This window comes from Kordiimonas sp. SCSIO 12603 (genome assembly GCF_024398035.1).
GTDB lineage: Bacteria > Pseudomonadota > Alphaproteobacteria > Sphingomonadales > Kordiimonadaceae > Kordiimonas.
On the sequence record NZ_CP073748.1, the window covers coordinates 2,793,843 to 2,808,772 of the forward strand.

The following is a 14,930-nucleotide window of genomic DNA, read 5'->3' on the forward strand; positions in this document are numbered from 1 at the left end:
ATCTCTGCCCTAGTCCCCCCTGATATTTAAATTCATCGAGGCCGAACGATTATGTGGCCAACAAAGATGTACCTGAGGAGGACATAATGAAATTTACAAAAACAATTTTGACAGCAGCAGTAGTTTCTTTTGGTTTAGCGGACGCGGCACAAGCTGACGACGACAAAAAATTTGACGGTCTATATGGCGGTATTGAAGCCGGACTTGATTTAACGAAACGCAGTGGTGACGTTAAGCGCGACCGTAGCCTCTATTATGGTGGCATCCTTGGTTTCAGAAGCCAGATGGATAACGGCCTTGTAGTTGGCCTTGAAGGTACACTTGGTGACACTGGCTATAATAACAATGCGGCGGGTATCACAACCAAGTATGAATGGAGCACATCTCTAACACTTGGTACAGCTTTCGGTGATGATGGTGCTAACCTTATTTACGGTAAAGCAGGCTATGCAAGAACTCGCTTCAATCCAACAGGTGAAAACAATGCCTTTAACGATGGCGGTTGGCGCTTTGGTGGTGGTTATGAACGTGCCATCAACGAAAACGTAAGCCTGCGCCTGAGCGGTGACTACACAACATATGGTAACGACACCAGTGGCTGGGCTGCTAAAACAGGCCTGATCTTCAAATTCTAAAATAAGGGAGCACCGCAACTCATCACATTCCCTGTTTGACGTTCCCTATGGTCAAACGCCCAGTGATGTCTCTGCTTAGTTGCGGGCTTTTGAGACGGCTCTGCCCCGGAGCCGTCTCTTCATTTCATTAGGCCCGTTTTTCTGCCTGCAATTTATCAATAACACCCGCAAGCACATTTGCTTCCTGTGCCCCTGAAACACCTGCTTTGTTGTCAAAGATAAACATAGGCACACCAGTAACACCCATTTGCTGCGCAGCCTGAACTTCACCTTTTACTTCGGCGATATCTTTATCTGATGCCAAAAGATCAGTAACAAGCGTACCGTCCATCCCTTTTTCAACGGCTACCGATACCAAAAGCTCACGATCACCAATGAACTGACATTCTTCGAAATAGAGCTGCATGATACGGTCCGCCACTTCAGCCTGCACCCCTGACGAGTAAGCCCAGCGGATAAGTCTGTGAGCATCAAGCGTATTACCAATGGTGCATTTACTTTCAAAATCGAACGTAATACCCAGAGTTTCTCCAACTTTCAGCAGATGCTCACGCCCTGCTTTCAGTTGGGGACTATCACCAAATTTCTTCGCATAATATTCCGCACGGTCAACACCTTCAGGCGGTGTATCCGGGCCTAGTTGATAAGGACGATACCTGAGATCAGTTATTACCCCAGGACGCATTTCCATTGCTTTATCAAGCTGACGCTTTCCCAGATAACACCAAGGGCAGACAACATCTATCACCACATCAAGCTGCATCGTTCGCTCCATCTTTCATGCGTATTTTTACGTCAAATAGCGCATTACATAAAATTGTACATAAATCTTTACGTGATTTTCAGATGCGACCATATAATGGAAACTCGGAAAAGTGAGATAACAACTTCATGATCAAAGCACTGAATACAGCACAGAATGGGTTACTGCAGGCAGAACGCCGCGCGACAGAGATCGCGCGCGATATTCTGAGCAGCACCAGTGCAGTCTCCTCTTCTTTTTCGGATGCCGTCGAAAGCTCACCGACTGAGAACACAAGCACGGAAGCACCCACTACTGCACAAGCAGTTAATAACGCCAACCTTTCCGGCGCTTCTGTTGGTTCTCTTATCCAGCAGTTTGCTGATCTACGAGCCGAAGAACAATCTTTCGCGGCCAACGCCAAAGCCTTTCAGGCTATTGATGAAACTCTCGGCTCTTTGTTGGATGATGAAGGGTAATTCTTTTAATCACGCAGCTATGACTTGACGAAACGGATGCTCATCGCCACTTTAGCGCCATGTCAGGACTTCAAAGTAATTCAAACAGCACAAACAGGCTTACCGATCAATTTGGCCGGGTTATCACCTATTTACGCCTATCGGTAACAGATAGGTGTGACCTGAGGTGCACATACTGTATGGCAGAGGATATGGTCTTCTTGCCAAAACAGGATGTGCTGACACTGGAAGAAATGCTCAAGGTCTCTGAAGCTTTTATCGAACGTGGTGTGAAGCGTATTCGACTTACAGGCGGTGAGCCCCTCGTACGTAAAAACATTATGTGGCTGATTAAAGCACTTGGCGACAAGGTTAAAGCTGGCGAGTTGGACGAGATAACTCTCACCACCAATGGCACTCAATTACCTTTAATGGCTGATGCTCTCTATGACGCAGGGGTACGCAGAGTGAATATTTCACTTGATACGCTTGATAGAGAAACTTTCAAAAAAACCGCTCGGCGCGATCAGCTTGAGCAAGTTTTGAAAGGTATTGATGCAGCAATAAAAGCTGGCCTTCGTGTGAAAATCAACACAGTTGCCATGCGCGGTAAAAACGAAGATGAGCTTCCAGCTCTTCTCAAATGGGCCACTGAAAAGGGTGTTGATCTCACACTGATTGAAACCATGCCCCTCGGTGATGTTGCCGATGCTCGGGAAGATACATATCTCCCGCTCTCCAAGGTGAAGGATGACCTGGAGAAAACGTTCACTCTTGCACCTTCCAGCTATCATACTGGTGGTCCTGCGCGATATTTTAAGGTAGATGATACAAACACCAAGCTTGGGTTGATTACACCACTTACCAACAATTTCTGCGATGGCTGCAACCGCATGCGAGTGACCTGCACAGGGCGCATATACATGTGCCTTGGACAGGATGATCATGTTGACCTGCGTGCAGCGCTTAGAGGTGGAAACGCTGACGATGCTCTGGCTGAATGCCTGAACAAGGCAACCGGCAACAAACCACGTGCCCATGATTTTGCTATGTCAGATGGCAAAATGGTTGGTAAAGTTGGCCGGCACATGAGCCAGACCGGTGGCTAGAGCTCTCTATTTAATAGGGAAATTAAAATAGGTTTCGGGGTACGGCTCAGCTTTCAGTGTAAAGTGCCACCATTCTTCCGCATAGGGTTTAAACCCATATTTTATCATTAGGTTTGCCAGTTTTTGTCTATTTTGCCGAGCTGTTTCAGACACCTCATCAGAAGACGGGTGTGATTTCGGGTCAAATAAGTCCCAGGAACTCCCCATATCCAGATCAACCCACACATCATGAGTTACCTGTACAATAGTTACATCCACTGACCCGCCTCTACTATGCCCAGAACGTGCAGCTATATAACCAAGCTCAAACAATTTTGACTTAGGCACAGCTGGGTAAAATTTATGCTTGTTAAGCGTATCGTTTTCATCCTGCGCCCACCTTACAAAATGGTCCACAGCACGCTGTGGCCTGTATCCATCATATATTTTAAGCGACATGCCTTGCGGTACCAACTCAGCCTGCACAGCTTTTAATGCTAGAGCAACTTCTTGAGATACAATAACTTTATGCGCATCATAACCATCTATCGGTTGCCCCACAAAATTATCAAAACCTGCATAACGCGCTTCCACCTGAATAGTTGGAACTGCATTACTTATGTCTACAAAACCATTGGGCATCTGCTCTTGGGCAGATAGCTTTAAGCTACAGAGAAAAAACGATATCAATAGAAATGTTTTAGCCATGGTCACACAAAATTTGATTTAGATTAAATCCCCATAGAGGTATGAGGATACGTACCTGAAGGCTAAGCACAACAGCTTTCTTCGCTGTTTCCTGCTCTGCATGGAAATACTTCTCGCACATAAGAGATTTTGACCTATAGTAATGACCAATTCGTAAGGGGTTGGATGTATGAAAATCGCGATTATTGCGAGCGAGTTTGGTGAAGCAACAAATGCGGCGAAAGCACTGCGTAGCAGGTTTCGCGCGGTAAGCACCCGTGAGGCTGACGTTATTATCGCCCTCGGTGGTGATGGTTTTATGCTGCAAACCCTTCATGCATTTATGGGCCGCGATATACCAATTTTCGGGATGAATAAAGGAACAGTTGGCTTTCTGATGAATGAATATTCTGAAGAAGACCTTATCGACCGTATCTCAAAGGCAGATCAGTTCACCTTGCATCCCCTTAAAATGCGGGCAACCACCTGTGATGGTGAAGTTATTGAACATCTTGCAATCAATGAAATTTCCCTTCTTAGGGAAACACGGCAAGCAGCGAATATACGTGTTGCCATTGACGGTAAGGTACGTCTTCCCGAGCTAGTTGGCGATGGGGTTCTTGTCGCCACCCCTGCGGGCAGTACGGCTTACAACCTTTCTGCTCATGGTCCCATTATTCCGCTGGGCTCTGATCTTTTGGCACTTACTCCAATTTCTGCCTTCAGGCCACGCCGCTGGCGTGGGGCCTTGCTTCCACACCACGTTTCTGTTGAACTTACAATCAATCAACCACAGAAACGCCCTGTATCTGCTGTGGCAGATATGCATGAAGTGCGGGATGTACGCCACGTAATCATTGAAGAAGACAGGCAAACCAAGCTGAACCTTCTCTTTGATGCGGAACACACTCTCGCAGAACGCATCTTTACTGAGCAATTTGCCAATTAACATAAAATAATTATCGCAAAACAATAATAAAAGTCTTATATGTAGATGTATGGCAATGAGCCTGCATAACATAAACATATATACGACTAGCGAAAATGAACCTTAAACATACATTAAAATCACATCCGGTGATCAGCTCTGTAACTGGCATCACCGTATCCATCCTCTCTCTGCTTTTTATTCCGAAACTGTTCGGCAACATGGGAATTGATCAGGATATCACCAAGGCTATCCTTCGGTATTTTATAGCCATCACCATCATTATCACACTATTCAAGCTAAATTGGCTTCGAGATGCATGGTTCACCAAACCAACCGACCGCCAGTTCAGGTACTGGCTTCTGGCTATCATCCCAACGGCGCTTGTTTGTTTACTAAACCTAGCCTCCGTTGAATTTAGCGTTCTGGAATTCAGCACCACGAGTATTGCAGGGTGGGTATTTGGGAATTTCTCAACTGGCCTTTTTGAAGAAACACTTTTACGTAGTTTCTGTTTCTTCCTGCTTTTTAATGCCTGGGCGGATACCCGTTCAGGGCTCTTTAAAGCAGCACTGGTGCAAGCTGGGATATTCGGGATCCTGCACTTTCTCAATCTAACAGAAGCACCTCTCGTGGATACCGTAGCTCAGGTTATCTATGCTACCATCTTCGGTATATGTTTTGCAGGAATTGCAGCCTACACCCGCAATATCTGGATACCTATCATTGCTCACACTCTCATAAACGCCAGCGGCAGCATTAATAGCTTCTTCCTGCCTGGTTATGAACAAAGCGCAGGTGATATTGGCGGCTATGCAGTAGCAGTAATAATTATATTTATCGCATGTGGTCTGCCGGGCATCTACTGCCTTAAAAAGGCTGACCTTAAAACAGCATAAAAATAACAGGCCTCCGTGATATCTCACAGAGGCCTGCTCCCGTCCCTTTATAGGGAATGCCCTTTTGGGCTTTTTTAATTCTTAGATAAAGTCCAGATCATCGACAGATACACCATCAGCAAGTGGTACAGTTACTGTGAAACGGCTCCCCTCGCCCTCCACACTAACAACTGTCAGGTCACCACCCATTTTACGTGCCAGCTCTCGAGAGATATGAAGGCCAAGGCCGGTCCCTTCTTGAGAGCGTGAATAAATATGGTCTTTCACCTGATGGAACTTTTCAAATACATGCGCCAGGTTGCTTGCTGAAATACCAATACCAGTATCCCACACCGTAATATCAACCTGCTTCTTAATGCTATCCTCAGACAAGCTAATACCAATTGAGCCACCTTCTTTCGTGAACTTCACAGCATTGGAAAGCAGGTTCACCATAATCTGGGTCAAGCGGCGATCATCTGCCCGTACAACAGCCTCTGTAACAACCTCAAGAGCATCAATATTCAGCCCCTTCTGGCGCGCTGCTTCCATGTTCATATGAACAGCTTTTTCAATAAGTACATCAAGCGAAAGATCATCGATCTTCAGCGATAAACCACCGCTTTCAATAACAGCAACATCAAGAATATCGTTAATAAGCCCCAAAAGGTGCTGTCCAGATTTCCTGATATCTTTGGCATAACCAATATAAGCTTCATCAAGCTTTCCAAAGGTTTGCTGTTCAAACGCTTCAGCAAAACCGATAATCGCATTAAGTGGCGTTCTAAGCTCATGGCTCATAGCAGCAAGGAATTCATTCTTCGCGCGTAGTGCACTTGTTGCCTGTTCGCTTGCGATATCAAGGGCCATATTTTTACGTGTTAATTCCGCCAGCAGGCTTTCCAGGTTTTCACGAATGCCTCGCGCTTCTTCAACCTGTTCATAGCGGCTGGTAACATCCATCCCAACACCGCGGTAACCACTGAAATCACCGGTTGTCCGGTCAAATACAGGAACAGCTGAAAGATGGAACTTCAGTTCCGATCCATTTGGTTCATTGATAATGAACAACTGCTCTCGAAACGGCTTGCGTGACTGAATAGCCTTAGGCCCGTCAATGCGGCCATCAAGGTTTTCGCCCAGACGGCCGAACTGTTCAAACTTTGAACCCACAAACAAGCTCGCTGGTTGCCCCACAATCGCTGTGAAACGATCAGAGAGTGAGCGAATGCGCATATTATCATCACATTCAAAAAACCAGTCAGAACTAGCTCGGGCAAAATCCTGAAAGCGCGCCTGTGTTTTATTCGCCTCTTCTATGCCTCGCACTTGAACGGTTACATCTTCGTAAGTGCCTGCAACTGCAATAATTTCTTTACGTTCATTACGAATAGGAGAATGCCGACCAAGGAACACACGCTCACGGCCATTAATATGCACAACTTCTTCAGAACGCACTGTTGTATCACTCGCCAGCACATCTTCAATAACAGGCTTTAAGGAAGGAACCGCATATTTACCAACATGCTCTACCTGCCCCGGTGCTAAGCTTACATCCCGAAGCGCTTCATCAAGCTTTTTATAAAAATCATTAACCTGAAGAACCGTACCGTCGAGCGCGGTTACATAAAATGGCAAGCTTTCATCAACCAGAATATGGCTCAACAGGTCCATCACCTGCTCGTTCGCCGCTAAGGTATGTTCCTGCCCGCGTTTTATAGATGCACCAAAAGCACCATCTGCAGCATCAACCCTATGGTTTGCTAGGTCTACGATCTTCTGATCATGAAAAGGTTTTTCCGCCATTTTGTTCCCTGCTCAGCGAGCCCCATACTCGCTTCGCTACCCCACTTTTTCTAATTCTTCGATAGCTTCCTGATAGGCACTATCACGCTGCCAAACCTGCAAAGCACCTTTGGCATTTGCTTCAGTAATTTTATCAAAGAGTGCCAATATATCTTTTAGAACCCCAGGGGATTTCACAGCCCCCCCCTCTCGGGCCTGAACGACAAGCAAGTATATGGATGTGAATTGGTTACGGTCCACGCCAACAGCCTTGGCAAGAATCGCAAAACTTTCACCACCTTTGTCGGAAAAAATACGCCATGATGTACGGAAATTAACACCACTTAGCTCAGCCATACCTGCCACAAAAATTGCTACACGTTGTTGCCTAAGCGCATTGATAAGAAACTGAACTGTAAGCTCTCCGTTTTCCATCATTTTGCGAACCAGACGCTGCGCGCGTACATAAGCGCCTTGATCATCACCTTGATCAATAATGGCGCTATTCGCGGCTCGCTTCACTGCTTGTTCGAAAATCACTGGGTCTACTGCATAATCATTCAAGATTTGTTTCCGCAGAGCTGCAGATACCCACCAGTACATGCGGTAAGCCAAATCATCCGGAAGATCAGTACGCCCAAGAAGTGGCTCTTGAAAACGATCTACTCGGCGGCTTTCGGCAACCAAATACTCCATAGCGCGTTTTGACAATGTGCTGTCATGATTATTCAGAAGCATTTCAACAACATCCTCGCTCCCGTATTCTACAAGCGCATTACTTACGGTTTCAGATACATCTTCACGCATGGCAATTGCCATCCGGTGTTCATCTGTACGCATGCGAATAATTTCAATGAGATCAGGATCTTTCAACAACACACTCTTTTCAAGAAGAGGTCTTGCAATCTCGATTTCATCACTGGCAAGGATGGTAACAATATCTGGTAATTCAATACCGGTAACGGTAAGCGCATTTACCAGCTCTTTGCGGATATCCTTCTCAACCTGAGTAACAAGTTTACCAAGGATATCCGACATAAGAGCGCGCTCGTGTTCACTTAAGCGCCCATGATCGGTAAGGAAGAGGTCTGTAATATTCTCCACAAGCCTATTACGTGCATCGGAAGATTTCTCCCGAGCAAGCATCAATAGATCTTGCAGTTCTTTACTGACCACCCGTCATCTCCCTTAGGGCTGTCCGGCCTTATTTTTTATGCGACTCGGTACATTTGCCTGACCAATCTTGAGCCTAAGAATACGGAATCTTAACAAAGAATCAACACTTTATTCGATTCGACTCTAAGAAAGTTCACGAGTCGCACATCAAACACAAGATATCGATTCGCGGAGATTCCGAGAGTCAACATATTGATTTAGCCGCCTTAACCGAAAGGCTACAAAAGAGAGATATGAAAGAGAAAATCGAGGAAAAATGTTATTCCACGGGAACCATCGTGGTCCATTCGCCGTCAAGATAACACAAAGGGTCTTTAACAGAGGTATCGTTCAAAACCACATTCTGAATAAGCCCTATAACAATGCCGTGGCTGCCAACATCCATGATATTATCTACAACGCAGTCAAAGCTCACAAGCGCATCTTTAAGCAGAGGCGCCCCTCCACACCCTACAGACCATTCTCCTTCCGAAAAACGATCCGTTTCCGGGCTGCCATCAAGCCCGGCAAATTTCATTGCAAGCTCTTTATGCTTTGCCCCAAGCACATTAACGCTGAGGCAGCGCCCCTTGGATATAGCCTCATAAGTCGCGCCAGCTTGGTTAATACAAGCCAACAAACGTGGAGGTTCAGCGGAAAGCGAGGTCACAGCCGTTGCGGTAAGCCCAGCAAATACATCATTATGTGCGGTTGTTACGATATTTACAGCTCCGCCAAGGCGGCGCATACCCTGCCGAAAATCTTCCGGGGAAATTGTCATCAGCTCACACTCCATTCAGCAACCAACGCCAATGTAGCCACGCTGAATGGAATTTCAACTAATTAGAGGAAGTTCAGAAGCGATAACTGAGAAAGTGATCCAATTGACTGATAAGAAGCCTGTAGCGCCACCTGATCATTATTAAGACGCGTTACAGCTTCTGCAATATCAACATCTTCGATATCGGCAATAAATGTTTCAAGGAAGATAGCTGTATCCCTGTGCTGCTCATCAAGCACTTTGATGCGCTCCTGCCCTAGCCCATTATCCACCTGATGCTGACGTACGCCATCAATCGCAGCTTCAATAGATGCAATCTGCCCAGAAAGGAACGTACGCTGTGCGTCTGTTAACTCACCTTCAAAAGGGGTCGTCTGATCTGCCCTGTAAAGAGCTTCGATCTGTTCGAAAATATCCGTACCAATTTCGCTGGCTAACACACCAAATTCAAGCTCTACACCATCTGCAATACGCGCCTGAAATGCAATAGGAGCATTATCAAAGGCATCAGCAGTTGTGCCGCCGCCATCCTTAAGCGCTACAAAATCTTGAATACTCGTAACATTAACAGGCTGTGTCCCTGTTTCAGCACCAGAAAACAAGAAGGTGCCGTCAATGTTGGTATTTAGCCCATTTGCCACAAAAGAGAATGTCGTCTCTAACTGCTCAGTAAAACCAGCAGCCTGATTGTTAGCAATCGTTAATCTGATTTGATCAAGCAGGCCTTCTACACTTTCAATAGCGGCACCAAGCTGCACGTCGTTGGCATCCAACTTCCCGCCAACTGTGTCAATGGTTTGCTGGTAAGTTTCCACTCTCGAGAGCGTAGAACGGGCGCCAAGCACTGTACCCGTTTCACCGGCTAATCCTCTATATTCATTCGTTTCTTTGCCAGTGGTAATTTGCCGTTGAGCCGTAAAAACATCTCGCTGGTTCTGCTGTAGCCCCTGAATAAGTAGCTGCTGTTGACCAAAACTGGATACGCGTCCAACCATTGTTTAACTCCTTATACCACCTGCAGGAGCGAGTCATACAGCTCCTGAACACTGGAAAGAATTCTCGCTGCTGCCTGATATGCATTCTGATACACAATCAAATTCGACAGCTCTTCATCGATGTTCACACCGGAAATATTGGAATTCCGGGTACTGATCTCATTTTGCAGAGCCAGATTATCTTCTTCAAAATTGCTGGCGCGCGCGGCTTGAAGGCCAGCGTTACCTAGAAAACGTGCGACATATTGAGATAAAGTTACAGAAGCTTCAGTCAGCTCACCAGCACTCTCAAATGATACCAGCTTGTTTTCAATATTCTGGAATGCAAGGGCACCCCGTTGATCACCACTTGTGAGAACTACATCCCCAACTGAACCTGATACATCAAACACACCAAGCGATAGAAGCATTGGATTACTTTGAATTTCATCTTTTACCTGAAGGCCAATGGCGGCATCTGCGCGGCTGTCTTCATCGATACCAAAAGCATGTGAAAAACTGAGGCCGGAGTTGCCTATCTGAGTTGTATCACTTGTAATTTCAAACTCGATATTCTGGTTTGGGTTCACAGGCGTTGTAACTAATGCGCCATTACTATCAAGAGAGAATGTATAGAAATTGCCTAATCCTGATGTCGGATCGCTAAGCGCTGTTATGAAATCATTATAGGATGTACCGGTAACAGGCACCGAAATAGTTGTTAGTTCACGCGAGTTACCATCAGTTACACGAAAATCAATCGTTCCGCCAGCTACAAGGTTATGATCCTCTGCACCTGTCAGACCTGTTTCATAAACACCTGGCTGGTCTGCAATGATTAGATCATTCAAACCAAAGAAATGGCTAAAACCACGACCAGCCCTGTCCGACGGCGTTGTAGCATCATCTGCAATCACAACACCATTGGATCCAGCTCCGTTAAAACTTAGAACACCATCATTCAATGCGAGCGTTGCAGCACCTCCGAGACCAGTGTTCACCTGAGTAATCAAGGCATTAAAATCAGCCGGCGGTGCGCTATCAAAATCAACTGTTGTTGATGCAACAAGCTGGTTATTGGCATCAACAGCGGCAAAGGTAACAATCCCCGTAAATCCAGTTGGATGGCCACCGTCAACAATGGTAGCCTTCCCTGTAAATGAATTAGGCGCAGGAACAGCAGAGAACCTGTTCTGTATTGCGTTAAATTCATCAGCAACCCTACCCGAAAGCTCGCCAAGTGTATCAGCTAAATCTGGTAGCTGTTTATCACGAAGATCAAGTACCCCTTTTACCGCACCACTCTTGATATGTGGTGTATAATCCACCACAGATGCGATAGGATCTAGCGTTTCAGGGTCCACCCGCTGCACATTGATAGTAGGGAAAGTTGTACCCGAACTAACAATACCTGGAGGGTTATAAGAAAGCTGATTAAGCCCTGTGTCTACCAGAGGGTAACCATCACCAGATGCTACAACGACAGCACCATTGGGCTGCCTATCAACTCTGATATCAATCATCTCCGAAAGACTTTTAAGCGCTTGGGATAGCTGACCTTCCAAGCCTGAACTATCACCACCAAGTGCCTGCTGAGATGCAATAAGCGGGTTAATTGCGTGGATTTCACGAAGCAGTTCATTGATGTTATCAACATCTTCCGAGAGCTGTTGACTGGCATCACTTCTTAGATTTTGGATTTCTTCCGCAATGGCTGTCGACTGATCAAGAAAACTCTGTAATTCAGAAATCGTCTGCTGACGACGTAATACATCGGCGGGATTAAGCGCTAAATCAGCAACCGATGAAAATACATCTTCAATACGTGCCGACAGCGATGATTCAGATGCTGGATCCCCGAGAATACCTTGCAGACGGTCATGGTACTGGCTCTGAACGGAAAACTCAGATGTATTTGAAGTGGCAGTTCTCAGTGCTGTTTCCAGAAATTCATCTACCACTCGAGTAACATTTACGTCCACGCCCGAGCTTTGACCGCTATTTACACGAGATTCAAGCTGCACCTGCCCACGGTTAAAACCGGGAGTATTTACGTTCGTAATATTATTAGATGTCGCCTTCAATGCTGCCTGGTTCGCGAACAAACCAGTTAACGAGGTAGAGATGATACCGTTTAAGCTCATGAAATCTCTCCTTCACATTCAGCAAAGGCGGCAGATTGTACCCAAATAAACATAAATTGCCTTATCGAGGCCTGAAGACACGCCAAAGACACACCTTTTAGCCTAACCATGAAACCAGCAATTTTATTAATATAATTCATACACTTAGGTACACTTTTATCTTTGCTACCGTGTGGCAATCATTAATTCGTCACCACGTCTCACAAGAATAAAAGCAATATGTATGCCAAAGACTATATTAGGTATATCGGGAAGGAATAGCTTTCAGCGCTTCATCCACTGGCAGAGGCTTGCCGTAAAGCCAACCTTGAGCATAAGTAATACCGATCTCACTCAAAAAATCGCGCTGTTCTTCATTTTCAACACACTCCCCAACCGTTTCGATGCCAAGTCCGTTACAAAGCTCAGCCATTGACCGAAGGAAAGAGCGATTTTCTTGGTTTTCGATACCTTTACGAATGTAAATACCGTCTATTTTCACAACATCAACCTTCAGCACCCTTAGGTACTGAATACCAGCCGCACCCGCACCAAAATCATCAAGTGCAACTTTGTGGCCGAAGTCTCTTATACGCGACAGTGTGCTATTAGTTGTTTCAAGATCATCTATTTGACTGGATTCAGTTAGTTCAAACATCAGGAGATCTCTGATATCGCTACAATCCTCCAGAATTCGAAAGAAATGCCTTAAAAAGGAAGGAGACTGTATAGATCGACCAGAAAGGTTTACAGCCACGCCAATATTATACCCCATTCGTTTCATGCGCTTAAGGAGTGAAACACACTTCATTACCATGGCCAGGTCAAACTCCTGGATCACGCCAACTCCCTCAGCAAAGCGCATAAAGTCATATGGTGTGCCGCTGTAATATTCATTGTCGAATCTTGTCAGGGCCTCAAAGTGATGCAGGCTACCATCTGCAATATTAACGATTGGCTGAAGGGCAATTTCAAAACGTTCCTGAAGGACAATCTTTTTAAAAGCTTTCAGTTGCCCACGCACCGTTTCCAAACGCTTTTCATAACCTCCAGTTAAGGCCTCCATAGTCCTGACACCGCCCGAGGTGGCTGCCTTTTTCATAGCATATACTGCCGCCTTCACTGCATCCTGCTCAGATATCCCATCTTCACCGCCAACAGTAACATAATTCACTTCAGAACCAGTTTTCTGATACGCACCACGTACTGCAGCCTTCATTCCAACTTCAGTATTAGTTTCTTTAGTCTGTGACGGCCTTTCTTTACTTACTTCTTCCGCCATTTCTTTTCGCTTAACAGCGGCTATTTCCTCTGAAGCAGCACTATGCAGGAGAGAATAAAGCGCCATTAAATTACTTTCGGGGCTATCCTGAACATCTTCAACACCAGCAAGCTGCAACAATGCCTCTGTTGCAGAAACACTCGAAGCCTCACCGTAGGCGGTTAGTTTTTTTGCAAGCTTGGAAAAATCGTCTTTGCTGAAATTACGCGCCGCGTTACTGGATGGCCTTCTGCTTTCACCAAAGCTTATTTTACCTTGATACGGGGTAAGAGAGAGATGCAAACGACCGGCAACGCTATTGCAGCGCGCAACAATAACCTCAAACGCCTGTGTTTTATCGTCGGGGTTCCTGAGACGCAGCGGTAAAGGGCCAATATGTTTCACTTGCGTAATTTTGTGGCGAAGCAAACGCCAAATAGGTAAGTCCTTCTCATGAAGATGCTCTTCAAAATGAGAAGACATCAATTCATTTTCGTCGGCATTCAAAAGCATTCCCGCCTTTCCAACAACCAACGTAATATTATCATCTGCATCAAGCTCTATAACCATAGGCGCCAAGGCTTCATAAAGCCCTGCCATACGATCATAATGTGTCTCTACCAGTTCGCCCATATACCCCACCGACGGTAAACATCATACGCCCCCATAAAACCTTACCAATCAAAGGTTAACAAGAATTCTGTTTTCCCAATCTATATTTTTTTACGGCTTTTTCGAATTTTGCGGTTTTCTTTTTCAACTATTATGCGATAATAGAACAAAAGGAGAACATATGATGAAACAGTATCTGAAACAGCCCCCTAAAACATCCTATCCTGTTATTCATATTGATCCTGAAAAAAGCCTTAAACGCAGTTATCAAATTGATAATAGACAAGCCCTATTTGGCAAAATGAAGGACCTGCCTATCCGCGGCAGAGCACAAGGTGGTGACGACGGAAATATGATCATTGAAGAACAACCAATCGACTGGACATTCAGACCTGCTGATCTCCAGGGTGTACACGGCGCGTTTGCTGTATTTGTTACAGGTAATTCCATGCAGCCTAAATACGCAAATCAGGACATCGCTTACATCCACCCACATAAACAACCAAGAGCTGGCCGCCATGTGTTGGTAGAAACCTCAAGCCACGCCGGTTTCATTAAACAATTTAAACGCTGGGACAGTGACGAGCTAGTTTTGCAGCAATATAACCCCCACAAGGAAATCCGCATTCCAAGGGCAGATGTACGCCGGGTTATGCTTGTGATTGGTAGCATTGACGCTTAAACCTTAAGAAGCCACTCACAAAAACATTCATATCTAAGCAGTTAATCTTATGCCCGCTTCGCTCAAAGAACAATGCGACCACAATCTCAGCTTTCCTCTACATACTCAGGAAAGTGGTCCGGCCAGGCTTGCCGCCATACA

The 14,930-nt window shown here is 45.6% G+C and carries 14 protein-coding genes; 6 read left to right on the forward strand and 8 right to left on the reverse strand.

Features of this window, described 5'->3' with window-relative positions; genetic code table 11:
- Positions 1-86: 86 nt before the first annotated feature.
- Entirely contained in the window at positions 87-635 is a 549-nt protein-coding gene (locus KFE96_RS13025; protein WP_255832990.1) for an outer membrane protein, read from the forward strand.
- Positions 636-762: 127 nt separating this feature from the next.
- On the opposite strand, the gene KFE96_RS13030 is transcribed toward KFE96_RS13025, so the two are convergent.
- Positions 763-1,398 (reverse strand): DsbA family oxidoreductase, encoded by a 636-nt coding sequence (locus tag KFE96_RS13030; RefSeq protein ID WP_255832991.1) that lies wholly within the window; start codon positions 1,396-1,398, stop codon positions 763-765.
- 128 nt (positions 1,399-1,526) lie between these two features.
- Here KFE96_RS13030 and KFE96_RS13035 point away from each other — a divergent pair, with 128 nt between their 5' ends.
- Complete coding sequence (locus KFE96_RS13035) at positions 1,527-1,856, forward strand: hypothetical protein (protein ID WP_255832992.1); 330 nt, start codon at positions 1,527-1,529, stop codon at positions 1,854-1,856.
- A 59-nt stretch (positions 1,857-1,915) separates the two neighbouring features.
- Positions 1,916-2,944: a GTP 3',8-cyclase MoaA gene (gene moaA / locus KFE96_RS13040; RefSeq protein ID WP_255832993.1), complete on the forward strand. Its 1,029-nt coding sequence runs from the start codon at positions 1,916-1,918 to the stop codon at positions 2,942-2,944.
- 6 nt (positions 2,945-2,950) lie between these two features.
- On the opposite strand, the gene KFE96_RS13045 is transcribed toward moaA, so the two are convergent.
- On the reverse strand, positions 2,951-3,565 hold the full coding sequence (locus KFE96_RS13045) for a M15 family metallopeptidase (protein WP_255832994.1): 615 nt from the start codon (positions 3,563-3,565) through the stop codon (positions 2,951-2,953).
- 235 nt (positions 3,566-3,800) lie between these two features.
- Between KFE96_RS13045 and KFE96_RS13050 the strand changes: the two genes are divergently transcribed.
- Positions 3,801-4,559, forward strand: coding sequence for an NAD kinase (locus KFE96_RS13050; protein WP_255832995.1), 759 nt, complete (start codon positions 3,801-3,803; stop codon positions 4,557-4,559).
- 95 nt (positions 4,560-4,654) lie between these two features.
- Complete coding sequence (locus KFE96_RS13055; protein ID WP_255832996.1) at positions 4,655-5,437, forward strand: CPBP family intramembrane glutamic endopeptidase; 783 nt, start codon at positions 4,655-4,657, stop codon at positions 5,435-5,437.
- 81 nt (positions 5,438-5,518) lie between these two features.
- On the opposite strand, the gene KFE96_RS13060 is transcribed toward KFE96_RS13055, so the two are convergent.
- The 6 genes from KFE96_RS13060 to KFE96_RS13085 all read right to left on the reverse strand — a co-directional run bounded on the left by KFE96_RS13060 (position 5,519) and on the right by KFE96_RS13085 (position 14,128).
- Positions 5,519-7,222: a PAS domain-containing sensor histidine kinase gene (locus tag KFE96_RS13060; RefSeq protein ID WP_255832997.1), complete on the reverse strand. Its 1,704-nt coding sequence runs from the start codon at positions 7,220-7,222 to the stop codon at positions 5,519-5,521.
- Positions 7,223-7,258: 36 nt separating this feature from the next.
- Positions 7,259-8,377, reverse strand: coding sequence for a DUF2336 domain-containing protein (locus KFE96_RS13065; protein WP_255832998.1), 1,119 nt, complete (start codon positions 8,375-8,377; stop codon positions 7,259-7,261).
- 259 nt (positions 8,378-8,636) lie between these two features.
- On the reverse strand, positions 8,637-9,137 hold the full coding sequence (locus KFE96_RS13070; RefSeq protein WP_255832999.1) for a flavin reductase family protein: 501 nt from the start codon (positions 9,135-9,137) through the stop codon (positions 8,637-8,639).
- Positions 9,138-9,199: 62 nt separating this feature from the next.
- Positions 9,200-10,132, reverse strand: coding sequence for a flagellin (locus KFE96_RS13075; RefSeq protein ID WP_255833000.1), 933 nt, complete (start codon positions 10,130-10,132; stop codon positions 9,200-9,202).
- A gap of 11 nt (positions 10,133-10,143) precedes the next feature.
- Entirely contained in the window at positions 10,144-12,255 is a 2,112-nt protein-coding gene (gene flgK / locus KFE96_RS13080; RefSeq protein ID WP_255833001.1) for a flagellar hook-associated protein FlgK, read from the reverse strand.
- Between the two features lie 238 nt (positions 12,256-12,493).
- The gene (locus tag KFE96_RS13085) at positions 12,494-14,128 is read right to left on the reverse strand and encodes an EAL domain-containing protein (RefSeq protein ID WP_255833002.1); all 1,635 of its coding nucleotides are present in this window, start codon (positions 14,126-14,128) and stop codon (positions 12,494-12,496) included.
- Between the two features lie 160 nt (positions 14,129-14,288).
- Here KFE96_RS13085 and KFE96_RS13090 point away from each other — a divergent pair, with 160 nt between their 5' ends.
- A complete protein-coding gene (locus tag KFE96_RS13090; RefSeq protein ID WP_255833003.1) occupies positions 14,289-14,789 on the forward strand; it encodes a S24 family peptidase in 501 nt (166 codons plus the stop codon).
- The last annotated feature ends 141 nt before the right edge of the window (positions 14,790-14,930 follow it).

What these genes read in the sequence shown, in the direction of transcription:
- KFE96_RS13025 (WP_255832990.1), top strand. Translation starts at nt 87, where the DNA reads ATGAAATTTACAAAAACAATTTTGACAGCAGCAGTAGTTTCTTTTGGT.
- KFE96_RS13030 (WP_255832991.1), bottom strand. Translation starts at nt 1,398, where the DNA reads ATGCAGCTTGATGTGGTGATAGATGTTGTCTGCCCTTGGTGTTATCTG.
- KFE96_RS13035 (WP_255832992.1), top strand. Translation starts at nt 1,527, where the DNA reads ATGATCAAAGCACTGAATACAGCACAGAATGGGTTACTGCAGGCAGAA.
- moaA (WP_255832993.1), top strand. Translation starts at nt 1,916, where the DNA reads ATGTCAGGACTTCAAAGTAATTCAAACAGCACAAACAGGCTTACCGAT.
- KFE96_RS13045 (WP_255832994.1), bottom strand. Translation starts at nt 3,565, where the DNA reads ATGCCCAATGGTTTTGTAGACATAAGTAATGCAGTTCCAACTATTCAG.
- KFE96_RS13050 (WP_255832995.1), top strand. Translation starts at nt 3,801, where the DNA reads ATGAAAATCGCGATTATTGCGAGCGAGTTTGGTGAAGCAACAAATGCG.
- KFE96_RS13055 (WP_255832996.1), top strand. Translation starts at nt 4,655, where the DNA reads ATGAACCTTAAACATACATTAAAATCACATCCGGTGATCAGCTCTGTA.
- KFE96_RS13060 (WP_255832997.1), bottom strand. Translation starts at nt 7,222, where the DNA reads ATGGCGGAAAAACCTTTTCATGATCAGAAGATCGTAGACCTAGCAAAC.
- KFE96_RS13070 (WP_255832999.1), bottom strand. Translation starts at nt 9,137, where the DNA reads ATGACAATTTCCCCGGAAGATTTTCGGCAGGGTATGCGCCGCCTTGGC.
- KFE96_RS13075 (WP_255833000.1), bottom strand. Translation starts at nt 10,132, where the DNA reads ATGGTTGGACGCGTATCCAGTTTTGGTCAACAGCAGCTACTTATTCAG.
- flgK (WP_255833001.1), bottom strand. Translation starts at nt 12,255, where the DNA reads ATGAGCTTAAACGGTATCATCTCTACCTCGTTAACTGGTTTGTTCGCG.
- KFE96_RS13085 (WP_255833002.1), bottom strand. Translation starts at nt 14,128, where the DNA reads ATGGGCGAACTGGTAGAGACACATTATGATCGTATGGCAGGGCTTTAT.
- KFE96_RS13090 (WP_255833003.1), top strand. Translation starts at nt 14,289, where the DNA reads ATGATGAAACAGTATCTGAAACAGCCCCCTAAAACATCCTATCCTGTT.